Source organism: Streptomyces sp. NPDC001634 (assembly GCF_040298185.1).
Lineage (GTDB): Bacteria > Actinomycetota > Actinomycetes > Streptomycetales > Streptomycetaceae > Streptomyces.
On record NZ_JBEOZU010000172.1, the window covers coordinates 1 to 8,684 of the forward strand.

Annotated in this window: 10 protein-coding genes; 8 read left to right on the forward strand and 2 right to left on the reverse strand. The window is 71.4% G+C overall.

Annotated elements, in window-relative coordinates:
• Window positions 1-188: 188 nt before the first annotated feature.
• A complete protein-coding gene (locus ABT186_RS46620) occupies window positions 189-338 on the forward strand; it encodes a hypothetical protein (protein ID WP_351930491.1) in 150 nt (49 codons plus the stop codon).
• Window positions 339-500: 162 nt separating this feature from the next.
• A complete protein-coding gene (locus ABT186_RS46625; protein WP_351236848.1) occupies window positions 501-740 on the forward strand; it encodes a hypothetical protein in 240 nt (79 codons plus the stop codon).
• A 129-nt stretch (window positions 741-869) separates the two neighbouring features.
• Here ABT186_RS46625 and ABT186_RS46630 read toward each other — a convergent pair whose 3' ends face one another.
• Window positions 870-1,259: a hypothetical protein gene (locus tag ABT186_RS46630; protein ID WP_351236850.1), complete on the reverse strand. Its 390-nt coding sequence runs from the start codon at window positions 1,257-1,259 to the stop codon at window positions 870-872.
• 185 nt (window positions 1,260-1,444) lie between these two features.
• Between ABT186_RS46630 and ABT186_RS46635 the strand changes: the two genes are divergently transcribed.
• The 6 genes from ABT186_RS46635 to ABT186_RS46660 all read left to right on the forward strand — a co-directional run bounded on the left by ABT186_RS46635 (window position 1,445) and on the right by ABT186_RS46660 (window position 7,184).
• Window positions 1,445-2,365, forward strand: coding sequence for a MurR/RpiR family transcriptional regulator (locus ABT186_RS46635; RefSeq protein ID WP_351236852.1), 921 nt, complete (start codon window positions 1,445-1,447; stop codon window positions 2,363-2,365).
• A 355-nt stretch (window positions 2,366-2,720) separates the two neighbouring features.
• The gene (locus tag ABT186_RS46640; protein ID WP_351236854.1) at window positions 2,721-3,107 is read left to right on the forward strand and encodes a hypothetical protein; all 387 of its coding nucleotides are present in this window, start codon (window positions 2,721-2,723) and stop codon (window positions 3,105-3,107) included.
• Between the two features lie 125 nt (window positions 3,108-3,232).
• Window positions 3,233-3,538 carry a YkvA family protein gene (locus ABT186_RS46645; protein WP_351236856.1) on the forward strand — a complete coding sequence of 102 codons (306 nt, stop codon included), beginning with the start codon at window positions 3,233-3,235 and terminating at the stop codon, window positions 3,536-3,538.
• Window positions 3,539-3,598: 60 nt separating this feature from the next.
• Window positions 3,599-4,903 (forward strand): CAP domain-containing protein, encoded by a 1,305-nt coding sequence (locus tag ABT186_RS46650; RefSeq protein WP_351930493.1) that lies wholly within the window; start codon window positions 3,599-3,601, stop codon window positions 4,901-4,903.
• Window positions 4,904-5,079: 176 nt separating this feature from the next.
• Window positions 5,080-6,312 carry a serine hydrolase domain-containing protein gene (locus ABT186_RS46655; protein WP_351236860.1) on the forward strand — a complete coding sequence of 411 codons (1,233 nt, stop codon included), beginning with the start codon at window positions 5,080-5,082 and terminating at the stop codon, window positions 6,310-6,312.
• 101 nt (window positions 6,313-6,413) lie between these two features.
• Window positions 6,414-7,184 carry an SDR family NAD(P)-dependent oxidoreductase gene (locus ABT186_RS46660; RefSeq protein ID WP_351930495.1) on the forward strand — a complete coding sequence of 257 codons (771 nt, stop codon included), beginning with the start codon at window positions 6,414-6,416 and terminating at the stop codon, window positions 7,182-7,184.
• Between the two features lie 88 nt (window positions 7,185-7,272).
• Here the strand turns inward: ABT186_RS46660 and ABT186_RS46665 are convergent, their stop codons facing one another.
• Complete coding sequence (locus ABT186_RS46665; protein WP_351930497.1) at window positions 7,273-8,241, reverse strand: cyclase family protein; 969 nt, start codon at window positions 8,239-8,241, stop codon at window positions 7,273-7,275.
• Between the last annotated feature and the right edge of the window lie 443 nt (window positions 8,242-8,684).

Consider the following 8,684-nt stretch of genomic DNA (forward strand, 5'->3'; position numbering starts at 1 on the left):
TCCCTTCGGGGGCGGCGCGCCCCCCCCCCCCCACGGCGCGTACCGGGGTGACGGGCGGGCGGGCACCATGAACCCACTGGCCACACCGGCGACCTCCCGGGACCTGGGCGCCCCCTCGCCGGGCGCCCGGTCCGGAGGGGTGCGGAGAGTTGCCCAGCGCGGGGTCCGGCAGCGGGCGGTGCGCCGCCATGACGGCGGGACCGGCCGTGGTCGCGGCGGGCACCGCGGCAGCCGCCGCACCGGCCGTCGTCGTGGCCGTGGACGGCGACGACTGCGCCCCAGGATCGCTCGCTCACCCGTTACCGACCATCCAGCAGGCCGTTACGGACCACCAGTAGGCCGTAGACGCGGCGAAGCCGGGCGACGTCATCGCCATACGCAGGGGCACGTAGGGCACCGTCGCGTACGCAACGGCTTCAGCCTCTGGACCTTCCCCGGCTTCGCGGGCAGCGGCAACGATTTTCGAGCTCGGCGGCGGCAGCCCCGCCCCGGCGCACACGTTGCGCAACTCGATCGTCTTCGGGAACGCGGCGCACGGCATCACCGACGACGACAGCCCGGTCGCCCTGACGCTGACGCGCGGCACGACGTTCCGCCATCGGGGCACGGGCTTCGACATGGACATCTCCGGCGGGCAGGCAACTCACCGGCGGGCCCTGTCCGTCACGGACGGGCGCGCCGTCGCCCTCGGCTCCGCACCGTTTCCAGCGGCAACTCCTGGGACCTGGCGGCACCTGTAACGACGCGTCCGTCCTGCGCACGGACGTGGTCCCGCCGACCGGGGCGCGCGGCGGACGGTTTCCCTCCCGACCGCGCCGGTCTTCCTCGTTCCTCGCAACGGCGTGAAGGCAGGCGCCAGGGTGTGAGCCTCAGGCCCGCGCCCGGCTCTCCAGCCGCAGCTCGACGTCGACCTCCTGATCGCCGGCGACCACGCCCAGCTGGTGCACGACGAACGTCTCATCCAGGGCGCGGCGCAGACGCTCCACCGCCCGGGGCTCGCCCTGCAGCTCGGCCGTCACCGGACCCGACAGGGACGGTGGCGGCGCCGCCCGCCCGGAGGCGCCGGGGGTGGCGGAGATGTCGAACGTCCCGGTCCACATCGTGGGCCGGGACCCCTGGGTCTCGTGTGGTGCCTCGTCGGCGGCGCGGTCCGAGCCGAAACGGCGGCACAGTTCGGCGAACAGGCTCCCGGCGTCCGCCGCCGAGCAGTCGCTCACCACGACCTCGACCTGTGGTGCATGCGATAGGGGCGAGTTCACGGCCGCTCCTCTCCTTCGATGACCGACGCGGGTACCCCACCCCCGAGTCCCCCATGCACGACGGTACGGCCGAAGCGGCGGGCCCGCCTGTCGGGCCGCTGTCCGCGATGTGGGCGGTAAGGCCCCTGGTCAGCACGGTGGGTGAGCTATGTTGAAGGTCCTTGGGACATGAAGGAGGCGGTCCGGTGTCATCGCCGCAGAAGGCACGCGCGCAGGCATCTGCGATCACCGCGGGCAAGACGGCCCCGGAGGCGGGTGCTGCCCCGACGTCCCAGCTCCGCGAGTTGTTCGACGGCCCCCGCCTGTCCCCCGGGCATCGCCGGATCGCCCAGTATCTGATCGAGCACATCACCGAGGCCGCGTTCCTGTCGATCACGGATCTCGCCGAGCGGGTGGGGGTCAGCCAGCCCTCGGTGACCCGTTTCGCCGCGGCCGTCGGCTTCAGCGGTTACCCGGCGCTGCGGGAGAAGCTCCAGTCCATCGCCCTGGGCACCCTGGGCAGCCCGGGCACCCTGGCGGAGCACCGGAGCAACGAGCTGCAGGCGGCCGTGGACGCCGAGATCGAGAACCTGGAGAACCTGCGCCGGGACTTCGCCGATCCGGACGAGGTGATCCGGATCGGACGGGCACTGTCGGAGTCGACGCCGCTGACCGTGATGGGCCTCAGGATCTCCGGCTCGCTCGCCGAGTACTTCGCGTACGGGGCCCGGCGCATCCACCCGGACGTGCGGCTGGTGACACGCGGGGGCACCGTCGCCTACGACGCGCTGCTCCAGTCCCGGGAGGCGGGCGGCACCTGGGTGCTGGCGTTCGGGATGCCGCGGCACGCCCAGGAGAGCCTGACCGCGGTTCGGGTGGCGCGCAGTGCGGGGCTCAAGGTCGCCCTGATCACGGATCTGGGGCTGGGGCCGCTCGCCGACGAGGCCGATGTCGTCTTCGCCACCGGAACCGGCTCGCGCCTGGTCTTCGACTCGTACGCGGCCCCCGGCCTGATGGCCGCGGCCCTTCTGCAGGCCATGACCGACGCCGACCCGGAGCGGACCCAGGCCCGGCTGGAGGAGTACGAGCAGATCGCCGACCAGCACCAGTTCTTCCTCAAGGACTGAGGCCGGTTCCCTCACCCGTTTCCGGCGCCGTCTCTTGCGTGACGCCCTCCGTTCGCCGTCCCAGGCGCCTCACATGACGGGACGAATTCCACCAATTCACCGATGAATTTTTTCATGTTCTTGCGTATCCGCCGGTATATATAAATACTGCTCGTCGGATCGTGACCCGGGACCACCGGGTGACGCCGTACGGACAACCGAGGCCGTCCGCTCCTACCCACGGGCTTCGAGTGTCCGGCCGGGCCCGGCTGCGCGGGCGTCCTTGGCGGCGGCTCCGGCCCTCCCCTAGACCGGAGCCGCCCCCAGAGTTGCCGCAGCACCCTGAGCCGACGTGACCCGGAAGCGAAGATCGATCATGGCCTTGATGACGTACTCGCCGATCAGCTCGGACTGGCCGTGCCAGGTCAAAACACCCGGCAGCTACGACTGGGAGCGATCGGCGGCCAAGTGGCTGCGCGAACTCGTGCCCGCGCGCTACGCCAGCTACCCGGCCCTGATCCGCCACCCGGTCCTGCTCGCCCGGCACGCGCAGATCCAGGTGCAGCACGAGGTGCGGGTCGCCCGCACCGCGCTGCAGACCGCCCGCGCGGAGCTGCCCGGGCTCGGTCTCCCGGAGTCGGTCATCGAGCACACCATCAAGATGTACGCCGCCGAGGTCATGCAGCTCCAGCACATCGCCCGCAGCGTCCGGGCGGTCAGCCAAGCCCTGATGGAGAGCAGCGTGGCACGCGCCGGCCACTGACGGCGGCGCCCACCACCACTGCACTCCCGGCCCATGTGCGGCGTTCGGACGCACACGGGCACTGTCCACCGCGAAGCCGGGCATCCGTAGGAGAGGACGACTCCTACGGATGCCCGGAGCAGCCCATGGACTCCACAAGCCGGACCGTGATCATTTTCATCGCGGCCCTCGCTGCCGCCGTACTCGGCGTGGCGGTCGCCGTGCTGGTGCGGCTGGTCCGCACACGCCGCGACCTGCGCCGCGCCGGACTGCCGACCGGGCCCCGCTGGGTCTTCTGGGGCGCCGTCCTCTACCTGGTGCTGCCGACGGATCTGCTGCCCGATCCCATCTATCTGGACGACATCGGCGTCCTGTTGCTGGCTCTCAGGTCGATGCGCGCCGCCGTACCGGTGCGGGAACCCGGGCGCGGCGGCGGCGCGTTGACCGACTGACGGGCGGCGCGGCGGTTGACCGCCCGCGTCGCGGCAGCGGTACGGACGAGCGGGCGGCGGATGAGCGAGCTGGTTCCCGGGGGCAATCTGCCCCTGCCTGGCGGCACCCTGACGCTCAGGGTGCCGGGGCCCTTCGACGTCTCCGCGATCGTCACGGACTCCGACGGCAAGGTGCGCGGCGACGCGGACTTCGTGTTCTACAACCAGCCGTCCGCGCCCGGCGTCCGCCTGCTCGGCGAGGAACTCACCGTGCATCCACCCGGGCTGCGGGCCGGGGCGGATCGCGTCACCCTGGTCGTCAGCCCCGCTGATCCGTCCTTGCACCTGGGTACTCTGCCCGCCCCGACGCTGCAAGTGACAGGCCCGGACGGCCGCGCCGTCGCCCGCTTCACGCCACCGCATCCCGCGCAGCGGGAGACCGTGCTGCTGCTCGCCGAACTGTACCGGCGGGGCACGGGCTGGAAGCTGCGCGCGCTGGGGCAGGGGTACGCGGACGGACTCGCGGGCGTGGCACGCGACTTCGGGGTGGAGGTGACGGAGGACGCAACTCCGGCACCTCCCACCGCTCCGAAGCCCACGCACGCGCCCTCTCCCGACGGCTTCCTCGCTCTCGTCAACTTTGCGCGGGCCAGGGCCGGTTCCCCTGCCGTGTCACTCGACGCGCGGCTCGCCGCGGCGGCGCACGCGCATGCCGCCGACATGGCCGCCCGCGGCACTCTCGCCACCGAGGGCGCGGACGGCACATCCGTCTACCAGCGGATCACCGCGGGCGGGTACGCCTATCTGACCGTCGGCGAGCACATCGTCTCCGGTCCGCGCACCCCGGCCGAGTTCGTGGAGTACTGCCTCTCCGACGAGCGCTCGCGCCGCACCGTGTGCGAACCGGCGTTCACCCAGACCGGCCTGGCGTACGTCGCCGGGGGCCGCTCGGGCGACCTGTTCTGGACGGCGCTGTGGGCGCGGCCGTTCACCGCTGCCGGACTGGCGCGAACGGCCGACGAGGTGATCGCGCTGACCAACGCCGAGCGAGCCGCGGCCGGTCTGCCGCCGCTCGCCGGGGATCCCCTGCTGACCGCCGCGGCCCAGGCGCACAGCGCTGACATGGTGGCCCGCGCGTTCTACGCGCACACCTCGCCCGACGGCCGTGAGCCCTGGGACCGTGCGGCCGCCGCGGGGTCCCGCCACCGCACGGTGGGCGAGAACATCGCCTGCGGCCAGCGCTCCCCCGCCGAGGTCGTCCGCGGCTGGATGGACAGCCCCGGACACCGGGCCAACATCCTCAAGCCGGCCTTCACCCATATGGGCGTCGGCTTCGCGGGAGGCGGCCGGGCCGGGACGTACTGGACCCAGTTGTTCGGCGGCTGAGACCGTCAACCCACTCATCGAGACTCCCGACTCACTCACCCTCCTCGGCGACTTCACCGCGTCGATGCAACCCGCCCTTCCGTACGACGCGTAGAGATGGTGCCGTCGCCCGTATCCGTGGCGTGGTCCGTGCCGGAACCCGGCACGGGGAGAAGGAAAGTGGGAGAGAACAGCTGATGGTCTCAGCAATGGTGGGCAAGGGTCCGGTGCTCGGCACGGCCCTGCTGTCCCTCCTGGCGGCCCCCGCACACGCCGCCACCCCCGATGCCGCCACCAGGACGGTCACGGCGCGGTCGCTGCCGGCCCCCGACATGACCGGTCTTGACGGCGTACTGCACACGGCACTGTCGAAGGGCGCTCCGGGCGCGATGGCGCGGATCGACGACAACGGCACGGTGTACACGGCGGCCGAGGGTGTCGCCGACAGGTCCACCGGGCGAGCCATCGCCACCACGGACCGCTTCCGGGTCGGCAGCGTCACCAAGAGCTTCTCCGCCGTCGTCCTGCTGCAACTCGTCGACGAGGGCAGGCTGAAACCGGACGCGTCGGTGAACTCGTATCTGCCCGGACTGCTGCCGGACGACCGGATCACGGTCCGGCACGTGATGAGCCACCGCAGCGGGCTGTACGACTACACCAACGACATGTTCGCGCAAACCGTGCCGGGCTTCGAGGCGGTGCGCAACAAGGTCTTCTCCTACCGGGATCTGGTGAAGCTGTCGCTGAAGAAGCCGCTCACCAACGCGCCAGGAGCCGCCTACTCGTACTCGAACACCAACTTTGTGGTCGCGGGCATGCTCATCGAGAAGCTGACGGGGCATTCCGTGCAGACGGAGTACGCGAACCGGATCATCAAGCCGCTGAGGCTGAAGGACACGTTCTACGTGCACCCGGACACCGCGATCCCGGGGCAGCACGCCAACGGCTACCTCACTCCCGACAAGGCCGGTGCGGCGCTCGTGGACTCGACCGAGCAGACCGTGTCCTGGGCGCAGAGTGCGGGCGCGATGATCTCCAGCACCCGTGATCTGGACACGTTCTTCTCGGCACTGGTGAACGGAAAGCTGATCTCCGCCACGCAGTTGACGCAGATGGAACGGTGGACGAAGGTCAACAGCACCCAGGGCTACGGACTCGGACTGCGCCGCCGGGACCTGTCCTGCGGCATCTCGGTAGTGGGTCACACCGGTACCGTCCAGGGGTACTACACCTACTCGTTCACCTCCAAGGACGGCAGTCGCAGCATCACGGCCGTCGCGAACACCTCCAACAACGCGTCCGTGCTCAGCACCATGGCCCGTACGCTCGATTCCGCCTTCTGCGGCAAGCAGACGGCCAAGGCCGCCCTCCGCAGCACGGCTTCGGCCGAGCGCCACGAGGACATCGCGCCGGCCATCACCCGCGACTGATGGTCCGACTGCGGCCGAGGCCCCGGGGAGCAACTGTTCGGCGGCCATGGCTGCATGCTGGAATATCCCTGTCCAAGTCCCCGGGTCTGTGAGGCGGCACGGTGCAGGACTTCTCCAGCAGGCCGGGGGCCGCGTTCGTGGCGGGCGGCACCGGCGGCATCGGCGCGGCGGTCGTACGGATCCTGGCCGGGCGCGGCAGCGACGTGGTGTTCACCCACCGCGCCAACCAGGAGGTGGCGCAGGCCCTGATCGCCGAGGTGAAGGGATACGGATGCCAGGCCATGGCTCTCCGGGTCGATCTCAGTGACGAGTCGGCCACGGCGCGGGCCGTGTCCGGAGCCGCGAAGACGTACGGCGGAATCCACACGCTCGTGTACGCGGCGGGCCCGCACGTGCCGATGGTGCACCTGAGCCGGGTGCCGCCGAGCCAGTACCGCGCCCAACTCGAGGGCGACGCGGTCGCGTTCTTCAACCTGGTCCATCCCGCTCTGCCCCTGCTGCGCGAGACCCGGGGCAGCATCGTCGCCGTCACCACCGTCGCCACCCGTCGGTTCCCGGTCCGTGACGGGCTGTCCTCGGGTGCGAAGGGCGCGGTCGAGGCGGTTGCCCGGGCGCTTGCCGCCGAGGAGGGGCGCTACGGCGTGCGCGTGAACTGTGTCGCGCCCGGCATGCTCAACGACGGCATCGCTGCACGCCTGATCGATTCCGGGGAACTGGACGGAGAGGCCCTTGCCGTCACCCGCCGCAACATTCCGCTGCGCCGGTTCGGCACCGCGACAGACATCGCGGAGGCGGTCGCGTTCCTCGCCTCGGACCGGGCCGGGTTCATCACGGGTCAGGCGCTGGGGGTCGACGGCGGCTACAGCGTCTGAAGCCGCCGCCAGGACACCGAGCCACTACGCGCTCCGGGCGGCCTCGTCTGCCGAGAGCAGCATTCTCGATATCGTGAACACTCTTCTCTCACAGGACCGCGACCGGGGTGACGGGGGAGCCCGTACCGCCCGGAACGTTCAGCGGCGCCACGACGAGCAGGAACGCGTACCGCCCCGCCTCCGCCGTCGCGGCAGAGAGCGCTTCCAGGTCCAGATTGTCCAGCAGCGGCACCCCCATCGCGGTCACGGTGAGCACATGGACCGGCGAGTGCACACCGTCCACGGGTGAGGGCCGTACGTCACTGTCGCCGTCGCCGCCGAGCAGGGCGATGCCGCGCTCGGCCAGCAGCGGGACGGCGTCCACGTGCAACCCCGCACTCGCCGTGTCGGCGTCCCAGGGGCCGAGTTCCCGGCGGCGGCGGGCGTGCCCGGAGCGCAGCAGCACCGCGTCGCCCTCGCCGATCGTCACTTCGAGCGCCTTCTCCGCCGCGACGATGTCCTCCGCGTGCACGGCCCGGCCGGGCTCCAGCCAGCCGACGCCGAGGACGGCAGGGAGGTCGAGGAGGACGCCCGTGGTGACGAGGGGCCCCAGGGCCGCCACCCCGCCGAAACGGGCGCCCGCCGCGTCGATGACCTCGCGTGCCGTCCGGTCGTCGTACAGCTGCCCCCGATAGGCGACGTGGCACAGCGCATCGAGATGGGTGACGCCCTTGCCGTGGTAGTCGACGGCGAGGAAGTCCTTGTGGATGGAGGGTTCCGGGGGCTCCACGTCGCCGAGGTCGGTCATGTGGTGCAGGGCGGGTTTGCGGTTGTCGGGGCCGGGCCGGGTGTTCCAGGGCAGGGCCATCGGGACGACCTTCCCCGACCGAACCCGGGCCGTGGCCCGCCGTACGTGGTCCGGGGTGACACGGTTCCAGGCACCGCGGTCGGCCGGGACCCAGCGGCCCCAGGTGCGGACCGCCTCGAAGAGCGCGTCGAACTCCTGCCGGGAGACGCGGGGCCCGTTGCCGATACCGGCCGACCGGGGAATGGGAGCGTCGGCGGGACTGCTGCTCATCTGCACTCACCGATCCGAGAGCGTCCGTCTCGTGCTCGAAAGTCTAGCCTCGGGCCCCGCGAGGCGGGCTCTCGGACTCCGGCGGGGCCGACTCCGAGGAGACCATGCGGCGCTTCCCCGGCTCGCGGTCGCCGTGGCGAGTACCGTCTGGAGGTCCTGGCCGACGCCGTGCTGCGGGCCGCCCGTCAGTGGGATCTCCGAGGGCTGTTCCGCGTAGTAGGTCGCATCCGCCCGGTCGAGGGCGATGCGAAGCAGACGTACCACTTGCCGTCGATGAATTGACATCCTCCCCCTCTTAAAAGAGGGGGATTCCAACCCGTGTGGGTTGAGGTTCACGGGCGCTCGAAGGGCCGGTGGCCGCCGTCACCCCTCCGGCACCGGCTGTTCGCCGGGGGCGGGGGATCCCGCCCTGTCCTGCCGCGACGTTGTGTGCTGCATTCTCA